The following is an 18,428-nucleotide window of genomic DNA, read 5'->3' as shown; positions in this document are numbered from 1 at the left end:
TCGTATTAACGTACTGTCCTTAAAGTCGTGTTGTACCTTTGTGTGCAACACTAAATTTGTTTCATGTATATACAACAATTATATACCGGTTGTCTAAGTGAAGCTGCTTATTACATCGAGAGCGATGGACAAGCAGCCATCATTGACCCAATGCGGGATACACATGCTTATACCCAATTAGCAAGTGACCGAAAAGCTGAAATTAAATATATTTTTGAAACGCATTTTCATGCGGACTTCATCAGTGGCCATCTGGATCTGCAAAAGGCCACTGGCGCCCCTATTATCTATGGGCCTGAGACCAAGGCCGATTTTGCGGTGGAAGTTGCCAGCGATCACCAGCTATTTCCATTAGGTAAATGCATGATTGAAGTTTTACACACACCTGGTCACACCCTGGAAAGCGCTTGTTACTTGCTGCGTGATGAGCATGACAAGCCTTATGCACTCTTTACAGGCGACACTCTCTTTGTAGGGGATGTAGGTAGACCGGACCTGGCTCAAAAGGGAGCAGAGCTGACCAAAGAAGATCTGGCAGGCATGCTTTATGATAGCCTGCAATCCAAAATCGTTACCTTACCGGATGATGTATTGGTCTATCCTGCCCACGGGGCAGGCAGTAGTTGCGGTAAAAACCTGGGGCCGACTACTTATAGCACCATAGGGGAACAAATACAGACCAATTATGCCCTGCGAGCTGAAAATAAAACAGCTTTCATAAAAGCGGTCACCACGGATCTGCCGGAACCACCCAGCTACTTCCCTATTAATGCAGCCATCAATAAAAAGGGCTATATAGGGTTAGATGATGTATTGGAAAAAGCCTTACAACCACTTTCACCAACTACGTTTAGAGATACAATCCAAACCGAGGACGTTTGGGTCATTGATACCCGGGACAACCAAGTCTTCACGCAAGGTTTTGTACCCGGATCCGTCTTTATTGGGTTAAATGGCCGTTTCGCTGAATGGGCCGGCAGTCTGATACCATTTGATAAAAATTACTGCTGATCACTGATCCGGGTATGGAAAACGAAGCCATGACCCGTCTGGCCAGAGTCGGTTTTGACAAAATGATCGGCTATCTTGAAGGTGGTTTTGAAGCCTGGCAAAATGCAGGATTACCCGTAGACATGATTATTGACGTCGAAAGCGATGAGCTAGCCATGGATTTACCATTTGATGAACATTTATTGGTGCTTGATGTCCGGAAGGAGTCAGAATTTGATCAAGGGCACGTAGCTGAGGCCATTAATATACCTCTACCCGAGCTGCTAAATCCAATACGGGTAGCGGCCATTGAGGATACCGATAATATTTATATGCACTGCCAAAGTGGCTATCGTAGTGTAATTGGTGCGTCCATTTTAAAAAAGCAGGGTTTCCATAACCTACGTAATATCGTTGGAGGCTGGAAAGCCATTGAACAAGAACCTAAAATCCCGGTTGCGGTTACTGTCACCGAAGAAGCGTTGAAGCAGCAGGAAGCAGCAGCCAAAGAGGACGACACAACTAATACAGAACAAGCGCTACAAAATAAATAGTCCACCGAATTTATTCATCTACATAAAATTTGCGTTCTGGATGAACAAACAATAACCAGCGCATAAATATATTTTCAAAAGTAGGCTGCCCTTAATCAAAAGGGCAGCCTACTTTTTTAGGTAAGTTGTTATGAGGTAAATTAACCATTTTAATGCTTGACACACAGCCGTCCGCTATTTTCAAATGTGTTAAATAAAACAAAATGTAAATTCTATAAAAATGCGTCCAAAATAGTTCCTGTTTTAATTTTGAGCACCCTATTTTTACCTCCAAGTACAAATGTTTGCCATTTGTCAACTACTAAGACTTAATAAGTTTTAAATATTGCCGCTTGCCATAAGCAATCAAGCCCCTTTAAACTAGACTTAGCAATTGAACAAATAGGGCGACAAATGTCGACCATTAAAATATTTTTTGTAATTTTAAACAATTAAGAAGAATGATTTCACAGACAAACGCCAATGCAACGAATGCGCTATTTAAGTTTTATGCACATGCAAAAGACAAAGAAGAAGCTGAAAAATTGATTGAGTACATTGATGTTCTGGTCCACGCAAAAACGAAAGAAACCATGGAAGATTATGTAACAAAGGACTTTTTAAGAGCTGAGCTTAGTCAAATTAGAACAGAAATGAGCCAACAAATAAGCCAACTATCAGAAAATATGACCAAGCAAATCAATGCCATGATGATGAAAACCATCTGGAGTATTTTGGTTCCCATCATGATTACATTACTGGCCCTGTTTTTTAAAAACTAAATGGATAAAAAAATAAAACCAATAATGGAGCTATCCTGGAATTAGGACAGCTCCATTATTAGTATTTATACTTCTTTCTACTTTTTTCTAGGTGTATTCGCTAGTCTATTCTTTGATAGCAGCTATACCTGGCAGGGTTTTACCTTCAAAATATTCCAGTAGTGCGCCACCGCCAGTAGATACATAACTGATCTTATCAGCGAGATTAAATTTGTTTACTGCAGCAACGCTGTCGCCACCACCAACCAGGGAGAAAGCACCGGAAGCTGTAGCTTCGGCTACTGCTTCTGCAATCACCTTTGTACCGCCCTGAAAGTTTTCCATTTCAAAAACGCCCATAGGACCATTCCAAAGAATGGTTTTTGCCTTTTTAATAGCGTTACTAAAACTGGCCCTTGCTTCTTCTGCAATATCCAACCCCATCCATCCATCAGGAATATTGGTACTGGGCGCAGCAGAAACTTCCGCATCTGCCGCAAACTTATCCGCGATAATAGAATCGCTGGGCAGGTGAATACAAACACCTTTCTCATCTGCTTTTTTAATAAGTTCCAGTGCGGTATCCAATCTGTCATCCTCGCAAAGCGAATTGCCGATTTTACCTCCTTTGGCTTTAAAGAAAGTATAGGCCATGCCGCCTCCGATTATAATATCAGTCGCTCTTTCTAATAAGTTTTCAATGATCAGGATTTTATCTGATACTTTGGCGCCACCGATAATGGCACAAAATGGGGATTCAGCGTTATGCAGGACTTTTTCGGCACTGGCTACTTCCGCTTGCATCAACAGTCCAAACATTTTCTTATCCTGGGCAAAGAACTGGGCAATAACAGCCGTTGAAGCGTGCGCTCTATGAGCGGTGCCAAAGGCATCATTTACGTAGACATCCCCTAATTTGCTAAGCTTCTCTGCGAACGCTTTATCGCCTTTTTCCTCTTCAGGATAGAAACGCAGATTTTCCAGTAGTAAGACTTGGCCCGGCTGTAAAGCTGCTGCTTTTTCAATTGCCTCGGCGCCAATACAATCATCAGCAAACTGTACATCCACGCCTAATAATTCGCTGACCCTGCCAAGGACATGTTTTAAGGAAAATTTATCCTCCGGTCCGTTTTTAGGACGGCCCAGATGACTCATTAAAATAACACTGCCGCCCTCCGATAGAATCTTCTTCACGGTAGGTAAGGCTGCCCTGATACGCGTATCATCGGTAATTTCTCCGGTTTGTTTATCTAAAGGCACATTAAAATCGACACGGATCAGTGCCTTTTGCCCTTTAAAATTGTAATCGTTAAACTTGCTCATGTTTTTTGTTTTTGTTTGATGTGAGGTGAGTAGGATCTTTGGAAAAGGTCGTGTTAAACGGCGCCGGTAAACTGCTGCAAAAAGCGTACATCATTTTGAGAGTACAACCTTAAATCATTCACCCTGTATTTTAGCTGTGTAATTCTTTCTACGCCCATACCGAAGGCAAAACCGGTATATTTAGCGGAATCTATCCCAAAATTCTCCAGTACATTTGGGTGTACCATCCCACTTCCCAGAATTTCCACCCAACCGGTATGTTTACATACATTACAGCCCTTTCCTTCACAGATCAGGCAACTGATATCCATTTCTGCGCTAGGCTCCGTAAAAGGAAAATAGCTGGGTCTAAACCGTACTTTTACTTCCTTGCCAAACATTTCCTGCACAAAAAAGTAAAGGGTTTGCTTGAGATCAGCAAAACTGACATTCTCCGCAATATATAATCCTTCTACCTGATGGAAAAAACAGTGCGCTCTGGCACTGATGGTTTCATTGCGGTAGACCCTGCCCGGGCAAATCACCCGGATTGGTGGTTTTTGAGATTCCATGACCCTTGCCTGGACACTACTGGTATGTGTTCTAAGCAGCCAGGAAGGATTCTGGGAGATATAAAAAGTATCCTGCATATCTCTGGCCGGATGATCTTCAGGCAAATTCATTGCCCCGAAATTATGCCAGTCATCCTCAATATCAGGACCTTCAGCAATAGCAAAGCCCAATTTTTTAAAAATAGAGACGATTCTGCCCCGAACGATACTTAAGGGGTGGCGGGTTCCGACACCTATAAAGTCTCCAGGCAGGGAAAGGTCCATTTTCTGTTCTTCACTCGACTCATCGGCAGTAGCCGTCTGGAAACTCTCCAGTTTTGCCTCAGCCAGTTTTTTGAATTCATTTAAGGCCTGCCCCGCAGCTTTGCGTTGATCGGGTTGAATGTCCTTCATAGAACCCATCAGCGACTTAACGATCCCCTTGGTTCCTAAATACTGGATTCTGAAGGCTTCTGCCGCTTCTTTACTGGAAGCGGAAGCGGCCTCAATGGCCGCTGTATGAGATTGAATCTGTTTGAGTAATTCGTCCATAATAAACTATTGGGTGAAGGAAACACCCGTATATTCCTTAGATCTCCATGATTTCTTTTTCTTTCGCAGCGAGCACCGCATCCACCTCAGCGATAAAGCTGTCTGTCAGTTCCTGAACATTTTTTTCTCCACCTTTAGCCAGGTCTTCGCTCAGACCGTCCTTTTGTAGTTTTTTGATTTGTTCAATACTGTCCCTGCGGATGCTTCTGATGCCAACTTTCCCGTTTTCACCTTCAGCCGTAGCTCTTTTAAAGAGTTCCCGTCTGCGTTCTTCGGTCAGTGGTGGCATAAACAGGCGGATCTGCACGCCGTCATTTTGCGGAGTCAGGCCGATATTGGCCGCCATAATGGCTCTTTCAATAACACTGAGCATGTTTTTTTCCCAGGGCTGAATGGTAATAGTCCTGGCGTCCATAACACTAATGTTAGCCACCTGAGAGATAGGTGTCGGATTGCCATAATATTCTGCCATTACCCCATCCAGGATGGCAGCAGAGGCCTTTCCGGCACGAATCCTGGAAAGTTCCACCTCCAGGTGTGCCATACGCTTTTTCATTGCGGACTTTGCTTCACTTAATATCGATTCTATTGTATCTGCCATAAAATTCCAGTTTAAGTGTGGCGAAATTAACCTAAAAGATCGTTTATCCCATGAATTTTTCCCAAATATTTAGGGATAGCACCCAATGGGTGACTCCTATAAAGTCCTTGCAAATACTTGCTAAACGCTTGTTTTACAAAAACTACCGTTCGCTTGCATGATCCTTTGCCACCGCTTGGATCTGACGTGTCGCCTACCGACACTTTTTTGCCTTCCCTATCACAAATCATTCTGACAGGGAAGGACACATTCAAGCAAAATGTTTTATCTTCGATGCTGAAAAAATCATTGAACAAAAAAAAGCATTAAACAAAAAGACTACACTACATGGCAGATATTAAACAATTAGAGCAGACAGCAACACAAATCCGCCGCGATATTGTCAGAATGGTACACGGTTGTCAGAGCGGACACCCTGGAGGATCTTTAGGATGTGCCGATTATTTTACAGCCCTTTACTTTGATGTAATGAATCGCAAAGAAGGTTTTGATATGGATGGCCTCAGCGAAGATATCTTCTTCTTGTCTAATGGTCACATTTCTCCTGTTTTCTATGCGACACTAGCCAGAGCCGGATACTTTGATCCAAAAGAGCTGGCCACTTTCCGTCAGATCAATTCCCGTTTACAGGGTCATCCAACTACCCATGAACACCTGCCAGGCATCCGCATTGCCAGCGGTTCTCTGGGACAAGGCATCAGCGTTGCACTTGGAGCAGCACTGGCCAAAAAACAAAATGGGGATGATAATTATGTATACGCATTATGCGGAGACGGAGAATTAGAAGAAGGTCAAAACTGGGAAGCCATCATGGCTGTGCCTAATCTGGACGTAGAAAGACTCATTCTGACCGTAGACTGGAATGGTCAGCAGATTGATGGGCCAACCAAAGAAGTCATGGATCTGGGTGATTTACCCGCTAAATTCAAGGCATTTAAATGGCAGGTAATTGTTTTGGAAGCAGGCAACGATATCGCAGCCATTGCCAAAACCTTAAAAGAAGCGAAAGAATTAGCTAAACCAGGCAGTCCGGTTGTCATTCTTATGAAAACTGTCATGGGTAAAGGTGTTGACTTTATGGAAGGACATCATGAATGGCATGGAATTGCCCCCAATGATGAGCAGCTGGCCAGCGCACTCAGACAATTACCAGAAACCTCCATTGGAGATTATTAATAGGCTTTATTATTATTGATTGTACAAAACGCGGGGCCGATTGCTTTAAAATGTAATCGGCCCCGCTTTTTTGCCACTTTACCGTCACTGTTAGCAGGCTGATCGATTTGCCTTTGCTGGTTAGCAATATAATAGCTAACTTTAATATCTTAAAATCACTCCGATGAAAACAGCAATGATCACCTTGCTTTTTATAGCAATTATCAGTCTTTCTGCATGTAGCACCACCAAGAGCAACATTGATAAAACGGCAGAGTTGGAGAAAATAGGCACGCTGGTACAATCCGGTAACTTTATTTATAATGCCACCAGCGCCAATCCCCTGCGTGTCGGTGTATTGAATATTCTGCCTAACGGCAGCGGTCAACAGCTTCGCCAATTAAGCCCTGGCTATTACCTGTCTGTGACCAAAGACTCCTTAAAAGTGCACTTGCCTTTCTATGGCAGATCATACCAGGCAGAAATGGATCCTTCAAAAGCAGGTATTGACTTTGAAAGTACCGATTTTAAATACAGCTATGAAAAATCCAAAAAAGGCTATTATATCGCTACCATCAAGGTTAATAATCAGAAATCCGCAGATAAGCTGATTCTCAATATCTCCCAAAGTGGGTATACCACTCTTCAGGTGCAAAGTATTCACCGGGATCAGATGGGTTTTTACGGCAAAATTGAAGCGCAGAAAACAGATATCCTGAACGGCAACTAATACAAAAGGGCGCAAAAGATAATTTGTAAACCCGTGTGCCCCCTATATTTTTAGCTCCGCCACCGAATTCAAAAAAAGCACCCTGCTGGTCTAAACCTGCAGGATGCTTTCTCTTTCTTTCTTCTTCTTCTTTCTCTTAAAACGAACGCTTTTACTTACTATCTCGAATCTTCATCAAATATTCTTTCTAATCCCTTAAGCTTTCATGCTTTTGGATTGCTTTCTTCTATCCTCTTCATTTAAAAGCGTCTTGCGTAGACGGATGTGTTTAGGCGTTACCTCAATACACTCGTCGTCCTGGATATATTCCATGCATTCCTCCAGTGTCATAAGGATCTTAGGAACGATTCTTACTGAATCATCACTACCACTGGCGCGCATATTGGTTAGTTTCTTTCCTTCAGTCGCATTCACCACCAGGTCACCTGGTTTGATGTGTTCAGCGATGATCTGGCCGATGTAAACATCTTCTCCCGGATCTACAAAGAAAGAACCTCTGTCCTGTAATTTATCAATAGAATAAGCGGTGGTTGTGGCCTGGTTTTTAGAAATCAACACACCGTTATTTCTGCCAGGAATCACCCCTTTCCAAGGTTTGTAATCGATAAAGCGATGCGCCATTACTGCTTCACCGGCTGTATTGGTCAGCATCTGTGAACGAAGCCCGATGAGTCCTCTGGAAGGGATCTCAAATTCCAGGTGCTGCATTTCACCTTTGCTTTCCATAATCAGCATTTCCCCTTTACGTTGTGTAACCAGGTCAATTACTTTACCAGAGAAATCTGCAGGTACATCTACCACCAGATTTTCATAAGGTTCATGCTTTTTACCATCAATGGTTTTAACCAGTACTTGTGGCTGTCCTACGGTCAATTCATATCCTTCTCTGCGCATGGTCTCGATCAGTACACCCAGATGCAAGATACCTCTACCATAAACCAGGAAGCTATCCGCACTATCAGAATCTTCTACTTTCAGGGCCAGATTTTTCTCTGTTTCTTTAAACAAACGATCTCTTAAGTGTCTGGAAGTAACAAATTTACCTTCTTTTCCAAAGAACGGGGACGTATTAATAGAGAACAGCATGCTCATGGTAGGTTCATCAACGGCAATAACCGGTAATGCTTCCGGAACATCTATATCACAAATGGTATCTCCGATATTAAAATCTTCCAATCCAACGACAGCACAAAGATCTCCGGCGACTACTTCTTCGGTCCGGCGCTTACCCATACCCTCGAAAACATAGAGTTCTTTTACTTTTGATTTTTTAATAGAACCATCTGCCTGTACCAGAGCAATCTGCTGTGCTTCTTTAATAGAACCACGGGTAACTTTACCTACAGCAATACGCCCCAGGAAGGAAGAATAGTCCAGAGAAGTAATCTGCATCTGCACAGGTCCTTCATTAACTACCGGTTCTGGTACATGTTTTAAAATACCATCCAGTAGTGGTTCAATTCCTTCTATTTCTGTCAATGAATCATTGAACCAACCGTTTTTGCCACTACCATAATAAGTAGGGAAATCCAGTTGTTCTTCAGTTGCATCCAGGTTGAAAAACAATTCAAAAACCGCGTCATGCACTTCATCGGGACGGCAATTCGGTTTGTCTACCTTGTTGATAACAACAATGGGTTTTAGATTAAGTTGTAATGCTTTTTGCAATACAAATCTGGTTTGGGGCATTGGCCCTTCAAAAGCATCCACCAATAATATAACGCCGTCCGCCATTTTCAGGACCCTTTCGACTTCACCTCCAAAATCCGAGTGACCTGGGGTATCGATAACGTTAATTTTAATACCTTTATAATTAACTGCAGCATTTTTACTGAAAATGGTAATACCTCTTTCACGCTCCAGATCATTATTGTCCATGATCAGCTCACCGGAATCTTGATTCTCACGAAATACCTTTGTTGTGTGCAAGATCCTGTCTACCAGTGTAGTTTTACCGTGGTCAACGTGCGCAATTATGGCAATGTTTCTGATATCCATTAAAATAATTTTATATTAAGGGCGCAAAGGTACTAAATAAATAGTGCAAACAGTGTTATATGGGGGTGTTTTGTGCTTATTAATGGTAAAATAACCTTTAAATAGGTCACATAAAGGCTGGCGGTCGGCAAAAATAAACCGCTTTGGATCGAAATTATGAGACAGTCTCACAATTTGAGGCACTTCCTTACTACCCAGTAAACAGCAAACCCAGTTGATTTTGTTTAAAAATCAACTGGGTTTGCTGTTATAAATATTATTGATTTAATATTTTACCTGCTATGGTTGTAGGTCGTTAAGCGGTTAATATAATAGCAAAACCGCGATTAATCACTAACGATCAGCAAATTACCAGGTTATTCTCCTAATCTATCTGGCCACATTCACCGCTCTTTTCTCCCGGATAACGGTTACTTTGATCTGGCCGGGATAGGTCATTTCAGTCTGTATCTTCTGGGCAATCTCAAAACTGAGTTTATTGGAGTCATCATCAGTTACCTTATCTGCTTCCACAATAACACGGAGTTCGCGACCCGCCTGAATAGCATAAGCTTTCTCGACACCGGTATACCCTTGGGCCAGCGATTCCAAGTCCTTGATGCGCTGAATGTATTGTTGCATGATCTCGCGACGCGCTCCTGGTCTTGCCCCACTGATGGCATCACAAGCCTGGACAATAGGAGAAATCACATACAGCATTTCCATTTCATCGTGGTGAGCGCCAATGGCATTTACCACAGCTGGATTCTCTCCATATTTCTCTGCCATCTTTGCTCCATAAAGGGCATGGCTTAATTCGGTTTCTTCATCGGGTACTTTACCAATATCATGTAAAAGCCCTGCTCTTTTGGCCAGTTTAGGATTCAGGCCTAATTCTGAGGCCATGATACCACAAAGATTGGCTGTTTCTCTACTGTGCATCAGCAAGTTCTGCCCGTAGGAAGACCTGAATCGCATTTTCCCTACGATTCTGACCAGTTCTTTATGTAAACCGTGGATGCCGAGTTCGATAATCGTCCGCTCACCGATTTCCATAATTTGCTCTTCCAGCTGCCGGCGCGTTTTTTCAACCACCTCTTCGATTCTGGCCGGATGGATACGACCATCAGATACCAGTCGCTGTAAGGAAAGACGGGCAATCTCTCTACGCAGGGGATCAAAACTGGAAAGAATCACTGCTTCCGGGGTATCATCTACGATCAGGTCAACACCTGTCGCAGCTTCAATGGCCCGGATGTTACGGCCTTCCCGACCAATAATCTGGCCTTTCACCTCATCGGTTTCCAGATTAAATACGGTGACGGTATTTTCAATAGTCTGCTCTGCAGCCGTCCGCTGAATGGACTGAATAATAATTTTACGGGCTTCTTTATTGGCCTTCTGCTTGGCTTCTTCTATAATATCCTGCTGTAAGCCTAAAGCCTGAGTTCTGGCCTCACTTTTCAGATTCTCAATGAGTTGCGCTTTAGCTTCCTCTGAGGAAAGATTGGAGATCTTTTCCAGCCGACGGATATGTTCTTCCTGGTGTTTTTCCAGTTCCGTTCTTTTCAGGTTAACCACCTCAATCTGTTTATTCAGATTGTCCTTGATGACATTATTTTCTTTGATTTGACGATCTAATGCATTTTCCTTCTGGTTAATTGAGTTTTCCTTCTGCTTGATCTTATTTTCAATATCTCCGATCTTTTTATTTCTTTCCAGAATTTCTTTATCGTGTTCTGCTTTTAGTTGAACAAATTTTTCTTTTGCCTCAAGTTGTTTTTCTTTTTTAATGGTTTCTGAACGCAGATGTGCCTCTTTAACAATGCCCTTGGCTTTTTCTTCTGCTTCCTCCAATTGTCTGCGGTTGTCCTTGGCAAAAATGAATTTTCCCGCTATAATACCCACTACCACGCCAACAATGGCAACGATAGCCTCAAATATCAATTCCGACGTCATTTTATTTTGATTATGTTTTTCGTTATATAAATGGTAACCTAATGCACATTAGCATAGGCTAATAACCCACGAAGATAGCGAAAGGAAATTAGAAAATATGCATGAATATAAGAGGAAATTTCCATTGTACCTTCTAAATCAAAAAATAAGATTCGGTATATTTAAAGTTAGTCGGCCCCTTTACTCATAGCGAAGCGCATCTATGGGGTTTAACCGGGCAGCTTTTAAGGCCGGGTAAAGACCCGCCAAAAGACCTACTGCTGAACATACAATCACACCAGCCAGCACCCACCCCCATGGCACAATAAAGCCTGTACTCATAACAATTGCAAACAAATTGCCCACCATAATTCCTAAAAAGATACCGATAATGGCGCCTAAAAGGCTGATAATGGTCGATTCAAATAGAAATTGGCGCCGGATATCCTTTCTTTTGCCACCAATGGCTTTTACAAGTCCAATTTCCTTTGTTCGCTCACTGACGGCGACCAGCATGATATTGGTCAGTCCGATAGCAGCACCAATCAAGGTAATAAAACCAATGGCGACCGCACCTCCTTCAATAGAGCCTAAAGACCCGATCAGCTTTTCTGCCAGTTCATCACTTTTATTGATGACAAAGTTATCTGCTTCGTTGGGTAGTAGTTTTCTAACTCTTCTAAAATCAGCCACGGCCTGTTCGGCCGCCTGATTGACAAGTGCTACATTATTTGAGGCAATGCCCATGGAAAAAGACGAAGCGGTACTGAGCCTGGCCCGTCTGATGTTATTATAGGAGGTCAGAATAAAATTGTCCTGACTCCCACGAGATCCTGATCCTTTGGCAGCGAGTACCCCGATCACTCTATAGGGTCTGCTACCCACTAAAATCGTTTTATCGAGTGCTGCCTGAGCTCTGCCAGAAAACAGCTTACTTGCCACATCACTGCCAAGTACACAAACATTACGGCCTGACTGCACATCCTGAATATTGAGATTGCGTCCAAAGGCCACGGAAAATCCATTGACAGTCAGGTAGTTCTCATCTCCGCCACTAACAGCGACATTGGGGTTGGTCTTTACATTCTGATAATGCAATTCTGCACTTCCCTGGGCATCAAGAGCAATACTGACTTTAGCCGGGAACTTATAAATGGATTTAAACAGTTCAGCTTCCTGCAAACTGATGGGTTTGTCCAAATTGGACTTTTTATGGAGTTTACCATCGCTGGACTTTGCCTTCACCTGGTTGCCGAACCGCCCCCGGTCCTTAAAGGTGATGGTAAACCCGTTGGCGCCCATTGAAGAAAAACTGGACCGCATTTTTTCTTTAATAGCAGTAGTAGCCGTGACAATACCAATTAAAGCCATGATTCCCAAGGCGATAATAGTTACCGTAATACCGGTTCTGAGCTTATTGCTTTTTACCGTCTGGAAGGCTAGTTTAATTGAGTCCGTCAGCACCATTGGATAAAGATAAGCGCCAAATATCTATATCTCCTCATTTTTTAGAAGAAAGGGCGAACACTTATTTGAGTGGCATAAAGAGCGCTAAATCACACCACCGGCAAAAAAAGCGGCCTGGGCTTATCCATTAAAACCTTTAAAGTTTTCCCCTGCACCTTTCCCGGCACTTTTCTATGAAACTAAATCAATCCTTCATTTTGAAAATAAAATAACACATGGTCTTTGAGCAGACTTTCCTGTTCCATTAAGGATTGTGCCTGATGCTCTTTTAGTTGGTTAAAGTGTGGCCAGCCATCCGCATCCATATGATCTAACTCATAATAACCACTGGGCATCAATACAGTACATAATGCCACATGCATCAGGTCCTGCTTTTGTTCCTTAGAGATATTGTCTTGTATAAATCCGGTTTCCTGTAGGCCTATTAAAAATAATATAGATTCTAGATCGGGCTTTTTGCCAAATTTATCCATGAGCTTTTGCTCCAGCTGCCACCATCTTTGTAATAAATCGTCTTGTGCGTTCATAATGGCAAAGTTAGGGGAAAACCGAAGTAAATTTGTGGCCATTTTGTCCTCCAAGAGCGGAGACTAGGTTTCTTAAAAGCCAGTACCAACGATTATGCCTTAAATTTTCACCCAGAAAGAAATGGGTATTTTGATTAAGTGCCCAGCTGGCTTACGCAGGTTATTTAATCTAAATTGCCTAATTTTAGACAACATTCTATTTTCCAAACCAGATCAGTATATCCATATAAACGCAGTTTTCCATCGCTTAATCACAACTTATGAATCGTTACCGTACCGCTCCTTTTAGCCTTAGTTCCCATACATCCTTTCCAATCCTGCAGCATTTTCCTTTTTCATTTCCTTTGTATTTCCCATTGTTTTTCACTTTTACTTTTCCTTGCAGCCTTTGGCTAAGAAGATCCTTGGCCACCAGCTTAACGCTGGCCGCCTTATTACTTTTTATCCTGCCTCGTCCTGCTATGGCCACTCCGGTGCTAAATACAAGACCTGCAGTATCGACGTCCTATGGAAAGTTACCGGCGGACAGCATTCTTACCGGCGCAGACCAGACAAATTTATATCTACCCTTGCTTAAAGGGAAACGTGTGGCCATACTGGCCAACCCTTCCTCCATTATTGGCAGTGAGTCTTTAGTAGACAGTTTGCTCTCTTTAGGCATTCAAGTAGTAAAGGTTTTTGGACCCGAACATGGATTCAGGGGTAATGCCAGCAACGGAGCTGTAGTAGGCAATGAAACAGATGCCAAAACAGGCATTCCGATTATCTCCCTTTATGGCAAGAAAAAAAGCCCTTCCCAGGCTGATATGTCAGATGTTGACATCTTTATTTTCGACATACAGGATGTGGGGTGCCGTTTCTATACCTATATTAATGTATTACGTAATGTTATGCAATCCTGCGCAAAATACCATAAGCCCTTACTTGTTTTAGACAGGCCCAATCCTAATGGCTACCTGATCGATGGGCCTATTTTGGATATGCGGCTCAAATCCGGTATTGGTCAATTTCCCATACCGATTGCCTATGGTATGACCATTGGGGAATTTGCCCGGATGATAAATGGTGAAGGCTGGCTGGGCGATGGCCTGCACTGCGATTTAAAAGTCATTAAACTGGCGGGTTATGACCACCAAATGAATTACACCCTGCCGGTAGCCCCCTCACCTAACCTGAACACCCAGCAAAGCATCCTGCTCTATCCCACGCTTTGCTTATTTGAAGGGACGATAATCAGCCAGGGCCGGGGTACTTACTTTCCCTTTACTGTCTTAGGCGCCCCGCTGCTCAAAGGCAAATATGATTTCTCCTTTAAGCCCGAAGGCATAAAGGGCATGAGCGAACATCCGCTCCATGAAAACAAGGATTGTTATGGCCTGGATCTAAGAAACTATGACACAAAAAAATTAGAAACTTCCGGCAAACTCCACCTGCAGTGGCTTCTTGATTTATATGAAGCCTATCCGGACAAAGCCAGGTTCTTTGATCGCAGTCAAAGTGCACAGATGGGTAATTTTGATTATCTGGCCGGCAATTACACCCTAAAAAAGCAAATCATCAGTCACACATCCCTAAAAAAAATCCGGGCTTCCTGGGAGCCCGGACTTAAAGCATTCAAAAAGATCCGCAGTAAATACCTGCTTTATCCTTAAGATAAATGCGCATAAAATGTCTATATAGTAGGCTTATTTTGTAATCAGTTCCTTACCAAAATAACTTTTTAATGCCTTGGGAATCTTAATACCTTCAGGGGTCTGGTTATTTTCCAGTAGTGCGGCCACAATACGAGGGAGTGCCAGTGAACTACCATTTAAGGTATGTACTAACTGCGTTTTGCCCGTATCGTTTTTAAACCGGCACTTTAACCGGTTGGCCTGATAGGTTTCAAAATTACTGACACTGCTGACTTCCAGCCAGCGCTCTTGTGCTGCACTGTAGACTTCAAAATCATACGTAATGGCACTGGTAAAACTCATATCTCCACCACAAAGTCTTAATATGCGGTAAGGCAGTTCCAGCGATTGCAATAGCTTTTCAACATGTTCCACCATTTGCTCAAAGGCCTCCCCTGATTTATCAGGGTGCGTAATCTGAATGATTTCTACCTTCTCAAATTGATGTACACGGTTCAATCCCCTTACGTCCTTACCAAAACTTCCTGCCTCACGTCTAAAACAAGGAGAATAGGCCGTTAGCATCAGTGGCAGTTTTTCCTGTTGCAGGATCGTGTCTCTGTATATATTGGTAACAGGCACTTCCGCCGTAGGAATCAAATAAAAGTTATCTTCAGTTACATGGTACATCTGCCCTTCCTTATCGGGTAACTGCCCGGTGGCAAATGCAGAGGCTTCATTGACCATAAAAGGCGGAATAAACTCTCTGTAGCCAGCAGCTGTATTAAAATCCAGGAAGTATTGAATCAACGCTCTTTGAAACTTCGCTCCCTGACCGGTATATAACGGAAAGCCTCTTCCGGTAATCTTTGCACCTGTTTCAAAATCCACCAGGTCATATTCCCGGATCAGATCCCAATGAGGTTGATTACCTCCGGCCGGGGGGTGAATATCTCCATTTTGGCGTACCACGACATTATCTTCCGCGCTTTTACCTGCAGGCACTTCGTCCTGGGGTAAATTAGGCAGCAACACCAGTTTTTCGTAGAGTTCTCTTTCGATCTCGGTATATTGCGTTTTGATTGGCTCCAGCGTGGGCTTTAGCTCAGAAATTTCTTTTTTAAGCGCTTCGGCCTCTTGTTTTTTGCCTTGTCCCATCAAAGCACCAATATTCTTTGAGGCTGCATTTATACTGGATTGAACTTCATCAAATTTTGCCTGAGTGGCTTTTCTTAGATCATCGAGCCGGATAATTTCATCGACCAGCTCTATCTGATTAAAATGCTTAACGGCCAATTTTCTTTTAACCGCCTCTGGGTTCTCCCTTAATAATGCTACCTGTAACATAATCTATTATATCAAAAAATAAATGACTTTGAATTGAACGTTGAATTAAAAACTGAATTTGTGCAGCAAATGTACGGCCTAAATTGTTCTGAACAAGGCTCCTTGGCGCTCCTGCGGCCAGCCGATTAGCCTTTTAGACTTTTCATGCTTATGCTGATCGTGTGTAGACAGACTACTGGCTCTTTAAGTACCCGGGTCTACAAAAGTTCTTACCTCCACATGGAGACCTTCTACGGTCTCTTTGTGGAGGAAGCGTTGTTATTTTTAATGGTATATTCCGAATGCAGGGTAGTTGATGTCGACTTATCCTCCATCATCATTTGGCGGATCTTTTGACTGATGGCCGGTGCGTCATAGCCTGACTCTGCAATAAGTTCTTTTGGTGTACCATGCTCCACAATCCTGTCCGGAATACCCATAATCTCAACAGTGGCCTGATAATGATGGGCAGCCATAAACTCCAGGATCGCACTGCCAAACCCACCTTTAATGGTACCATCCTCTACGGTAATAATTTTATCATACTGCTGGAAGACCTCATGAAGTAGCGTTTCATCTAGTGGTTTGCAAAAACGCATATCATAGTGGGCAGCATCTATCCCTTCACCAGCGACTTCCCTGATGGCCGATGCGGCAAAATTGCCCGGATGACCATAAGTCAGTATAGCCAGGTCTTTACCGGTTTTTAACCGGCGCCCTTTACCGATCTCAACTTCCTGCATTGGTTTTTGCCAATCAGCCATCACGCCGTTGCCTCTTGGATAACGGATGACCATGGGAAAATCTGTTTTGTCTAGTTGAGCAGTATACATCAGATTGCGCAGCTCTTGTTCATTCATCGGAGCCGACAGCACCATATTGGGAATACACCGGAAATAAGCAATGTCATAAGCGCCATGATGGGTGGGTCCATCTTCGCCAACAAGTCCAGCTCTGTCCAGGCAGAAAATTACCGGTAGATTCTGAATCGCTACATCATGCACCACCTGATCAAAGGCCCTTTGCATAAAGGAGGAGTATATATTACAGAAAACCTTGAGTCCTTGTGTGGCCATACCGGCAGATACTGTTACGGCATGTTGCTCACAAATCCCTACATCAAAAGCCCTCTGCGGCATGGCTTCCATCATGAATTTCATGGAACACCCACTTGGCATGGCAGGGGTTACGCCCATTATCAATGGATTTTTTTCTGCCAGCTCCACCAGTGTATGGCCGAATACATCCTGATATTTTGGTGGCTGTGCCACTTCAAATTTCTTTTTGTAGATCTCCCCGGTAATCTTATCAAACAGCCCTGGTGCATGCCACTTGGTCTGTTCTTTTTCAGCAGGGGCATAGCCCTTGCCTTTTACAGTGATGATATGCAGAATCTTGGGCCCGGGAATCTTCTTGAGTTCCTGTAAGGTTTGCACAAGATTGGTTATGTTGTGACCGTCTATGGGACCAAAATAACGGATTTTAAAAGATTCAAAAAGATTAGAGCTCTTATTGACCATACCTTTTAAGCTGTCGGCCAGCTTACTGGCCATGGTCCGGGTAAAGCCTTTTCCTATAGGCAGTTTCCCAAGCGCCTTCCAGACATCCTCTTTAAATTTATTATATGTTCTGGAGACAGAGATATCCGTCAGGTATTCTTTGAGTGCGCCCACATTGGGGTCGATACTCATATTGTTGTCATTGAGAATGATCAGCATATCAGCGTCGCTGACCCCGGCGTGGTTCATGGCTTCAAAAGCAATACCGGCCGTAAGCGCCCCATCACCGATAATGGCGACAGATTTGCGGTCTTCTCCCTTGTATTTGGCTGCCATCGCCATGCCCAGGGCTGCAGATATGGAGGTGGAAGAATGACCTACCCCAAATGTATCAAAAGGGCTTTCGCTGCGTTTAGGAAACCCGCTTAATCCCTTGTATTTACGGTTGGTATAGAAATTATCCCGTCGACCGGTCAGGATTTTATGGCCGTAAGCCTGATGGCCTACATCCCAGACCAGTTGGTCGTAAGGCGTATTATAGACATAATGCAAGGCCACCGTTAGTTCAACCACGCCTAAACTAGCCGCAAAATGCCCCCCATGCACACTTACAACGTCAATAATATATTGTCGGAGTTCTTCGCACAATTGATGTAACTGTGCAGGATCCAGGTTTTTAAGGTCCTTTGGACTATCTATGGTCCTTAGTAAAGTGCCAGGTTCAATTTGCATATGCTCATGCATTAATTCTTATTCCAGAAATACAGATTCAAGCCGTAAAAGTACCAATTTTAAGCTAAAATCTGCTTTTTTTGTATTGATTGCAAAGTAGCAACCGTCCTTTAGGAAACTTACCGCAAAAAACAGACCGCCAACAAAAAGTTAAAGCGCTTGAATTTGCGCATT

At 43.2% G+C, this 18,428-nt stretch carries 15 protein-coding genes; 6 read left to right on the top strand and 9 right to left on the bottom strand.

The window, feature by feature from the left end; translation table 11 throughout:
- The first annotated feature begins 63 nt into the window (after positions 1–63).
- The 3 genes from FSB73_RS10045 to FSB73_RS10040 all read left to right on the top strand — a co-directional run bounded on the left by FSB73_RS10045 (position 64) and on the right by FSB73_RS10040 (position 2,305).
- Positions 64–1,011, top strand: a complete 948-nt coding sequence (locus FSB73_RS10045) for an MBL fold metallo-hydrolase (RefSeq protein ID WP_317132847.1) — start codon at positions 64–66, stop codon at positions 1,009–1,011.
- A 14-nt stretch (positions 1,012–1,025) separates the two neighbouring features.
- Positions 1,026–1,544, top strand: a complete 519-nt coding sequence (locus tag FSB73_RS27230; RefSeq protein WP_317132846.1) for a rhodanese-like domain-containing protein — start codon at positions 1,026–1,028, stop codon at positions 1,542–1,544.
- 440 nt (positions 1,545–1,984) lie between these two features.
- Positions 1,985–2,305 carry a hypothetical protein gene (locus tag FSB73_RS10040; protein ID WP_146781486.1) on the top strand — a complete coding sequence of 107 codons (321 nt, stop codon included), beginning with the start codon at positions 1,985–1,987 and terminating at the stop codon, positions 2,303–2,305.
- A gap of 105 nt (positions 2,306–2,410) precedes the next feature.
- Here FSB73_RS10040 and FSB73_RS10035 read toward each other — a convergent pair whose 3' ends face one another.
- From FSB73_RS10035 to frr, 3 genes are read right to left on the bottom strand one after another with little or no spacing between them, the layout of a single operon-like run.
- Entirely contained in the window at positions 2,411–3,607 is a 1,197-nt protein-coding gene (locus tag FSB73_RS10035) for a phosphoglycerate kinase (protein WP_146781484.1), read from the bottom strand.
- A 53-nt stretch (positions 3,608–3,660) separates the two neighbouring features.
- A complete protein-coding gene (pheS, locus tag FSB73_RS10030) occupies positions 3,661–4,689 on the bottom strand; it encodes a phenylalanine--tRNA ligase subunit alpha (protein ID WP_146781481.1) in 1,029 nt (342 codons plus the stop codon).
- Positions 4,690–4,726: 37 nt separating this feature from the next.
- On the bottom strand, positions 4,727–5,290 hold the full coding sequence (gene frr, locus FSB73_RS10025) for a ribosome recycling factor (protein ID WP_146781479.1): 564 nt from the start codon (positions 5,288–5,290) through the stop codon (positions 4,727–4,729).
- A gap of 327 nt (positions 5,291–5,617) precedes the next feature.
- Here frr and FSB73_RS10020 point away from each other — a divergent pair, with 327 nt between their 5' ends.
- The gene (locus FSB73_RS10020; RefSeq protein ID WP_146781477.1) at positions 5,618–6,466 is read left to right on the top strand and encodes a transketolase; all 849 of its coding nucleotides are present in this window, start codon (positions 5,618–5,620) and stop codon (positions 6,464–6,466) included.
- Positions 6,467–6,629: 163 nt separating this feature from the next.
- Positions 6,630–7,175: a DUF4251 domain-containing protein gene (locus FSB73_RS10015; RefSeq protein WP_146781475.1), complete on the top strand. Its 546-nt coding sequence runs from the start codon at positions 6,630–6,632 to the stop codon at positions 7,173–7,175.
- Positions 7,176–7,370: 195 nt separating this feature from the next.
- On the opposite strand, the gene typA is transcribed toward FSB73_RS10015, so the two are convergent.
- The 4 genes from typA to FSB73_RS09995 form a co-directional block, all read right to left on the bottom strand.
- Positions 7,371–9,173, bottom strand: coding sequence for a translational GTPase TypA (gene typA, locus FSB73_RS10010; protein WP_146781473.1), 1,803 nt, complete (start codon positions 9,171–9,173; stop codon positions 7,371–7,373).
- Positions 9,174–9,542: 369 nt separating this feature from the next.
- On the bottom strand, positions 9,543–11,111 hold the full coding sequence (rny, locus tag FSB73_RS10005) for a ribonuclease Y (protein WP_146781471.1): 1,569 nt from the start codon (positions 11,109–11,111) through the stop codon (positions 9,543–9,545).
- A 180-nt stretch (positions 11,112–11,291) separates the two neighbouring features.
- Positions 11,292–12,557, bottom strand: coding sequence for an ABC transporter permease (locus FSB73_RS10000; RefSeq protein WP_146781469.1), 1,266 nt, complete (start codon positions 12,555–12,557; stop codon positions 11,292–11,294).
- A gap of 179 nt (positions 12,558–12,736) precedes the next feature.
- Positions 12,737–13,084: a hypothetical protein gene (locus tag FSB73_RS09995; protein ID WP_146781467.1), complete on the bottom strand. Its 348-nt coding sequence runs from the start codon at positions 13,082–13,084 to the stop codon at positions 12,737–12,739.
- A gap of 260 nt (positions 13,085–13,344) precedes the next feature.
- Here FSB73_RS09995 and FSB73_RS09990 point away from each other — a divergent pair, with 260 nt between their 5' ends.
- On the top strand, positions 13,345–14,736 hold the full coding sequence (locus FSB73_RS09990; RefSeq protein WP_225974681.1) for an exo-beta-N-acetylmuramidase NamZ family protein: 1,392 nt from the start codon (positions 13,345–13,347) through the stop codon (positions 14,734–14,736).
- A 33-nt stretch (positions 14,737–14,769) separates the two neighbouring features.
- Here the strand turns inward: FSB73_RS09990 and serS are convergent, their stop codons facing one another.
- Both serS and dxs read right to left on the bottom strand, forming a co-directional pair.
- Positions 14,770–16,044 (bottom strand): serine--tRNA ligase, encoded by a 1,275-nt coding sequence (gene serS / locus FSB73_RS09985; protein WP_146781465.1) that lies wholly within the window; start codon positions 16,042–16,044, stop codon positions 14,770–14,772.
- A 230-nt stretch (positions 16,045–16,274) separates the two neighbouring features.
- Positions 16,275–18,254, bottom strand: coding sequence for a 1-deoxy-D-xylulose-5-phosphate synthase (gene dxs, locus FSB73_RS09980; RefSeq protein WP_146781463.1), 1,980 nt, complete (start codon positions 18,252–18,254; stop codon positions 16,275–16,277).
- Positions 18,255–18,428: the final 174 nt, after the last annotated feature.

The sequence above is a fragment of the Arachidicoccus ginsenosidivorans genome (genome assembly GCF_007971385.1).
In the GTDB taxonomy this organism is placed as follows: Bacteria; Bacteroidota; Bacteroidia; order Chitinophagales; family Chitinophagaceae; genus Arachidicoccus; species Arachidicoccus ginsenosidivorans.
Note: the sequence above shows the minus strand (reverse complement) of the source record. Positions and strands in the feature narration are given on the sequence as shown.

Coding starts and splice junctions, on each gene's coding strand:
- typA (WP_146781473.1), bottom strand. CDS start 9,173: ATGGATATCAGAAACATTGCCATAATTGCGCACGTTGACCACGGTAAA.
- FSB73_RS27230 (WP_317132846.1), top strand. CDS start 1,026: ATGGAAAACGAAGCCATGACCCGTCTGGCCAGAGTCGGTTTTGACAAA.
- rny (WP_146781471.1), bottom strand. CDS start 11,111: ATGACGTCGGAATTGATATTTGAGGCTATCGTTGCCATTGTTGGCGTG.
- dxs (WP_146781463.1), bottom strand. CDS start 18,254: ATGCAAATTGAACCTGGCACTTTACTAAGGACCATAGATAGTCCAAAG.
- FSB73_RS10045 (WP_317132847.1), top strand. CDS start 64: ATGTATATACAACAATTATATACCGGTTGTCTAAGTGAAGCTGCTTAT.
- FSB73_RS10000 (WP_146781469.1), bottom strand. CDS start 12,557: ATGGTGCTGACGGACTCAATTAAACTAGCCTTCCAGACGGTAAAAAGC.
- FSB73_RS09990 (WP_225974681.1), top strand. CDS start 13,345: ATGAATCGTTACCGTACCGCTCCTTTTAGCCTTAGTTCCCATACATCC.
- FSB73_RS10040 (WP_146781486.1), top strand. CDS start 1,985: ATGATTTCACAGACAAACGCCAATGCAACGAATGCGCTATTTAAGTTT.
- frr (WP_146781479.1), bottom strand. CDS start 5,290: ATGGCAGATACAATAGAATCGATATTAAGTGAAGCAAAGTCCGCAATG.
- pheS (WP_146781481.1), bottom strand. CDS start 4,689: ATGGACGAATTACTCAAACAGATTCAATCTCATACAGCGGCCATTGAG.
- FSB73_RS10020 (WP_146781477.1), top strand. CDS start 5,618: ATGGCAGATATTAAACAATTAGAGCAGACAGCAACACAAATCCGCCGC.
- FSB73_RS09995 (WP_146781467.1), bottom strand. CDS start 13,084: ATGAACGCACAAGACGATTTATTACAAAGATGGTGGCAGCTGGAGCAA.
- FSB73_RS10015 (WP_146781475.1), top strand. CDS start 6,630: ATGAAAACAGCAATGATCACCTTGCTTTTTATAGCAATTATCAGTCTT.
- serS (WP_146781465.1), bottom strand. CDS start 16,044: ATGTTACAGGTAGCATTATTAAGGGAGAACCCAGAGGCGGTTAAAAGA.
- FSB73_RS10035 (WP_146781484.1), bottom strand. CDS start 3,607: ATGAGCAAGTTTAACGATTACAATTTTAAAGGGCAAAAGGCACTGATC.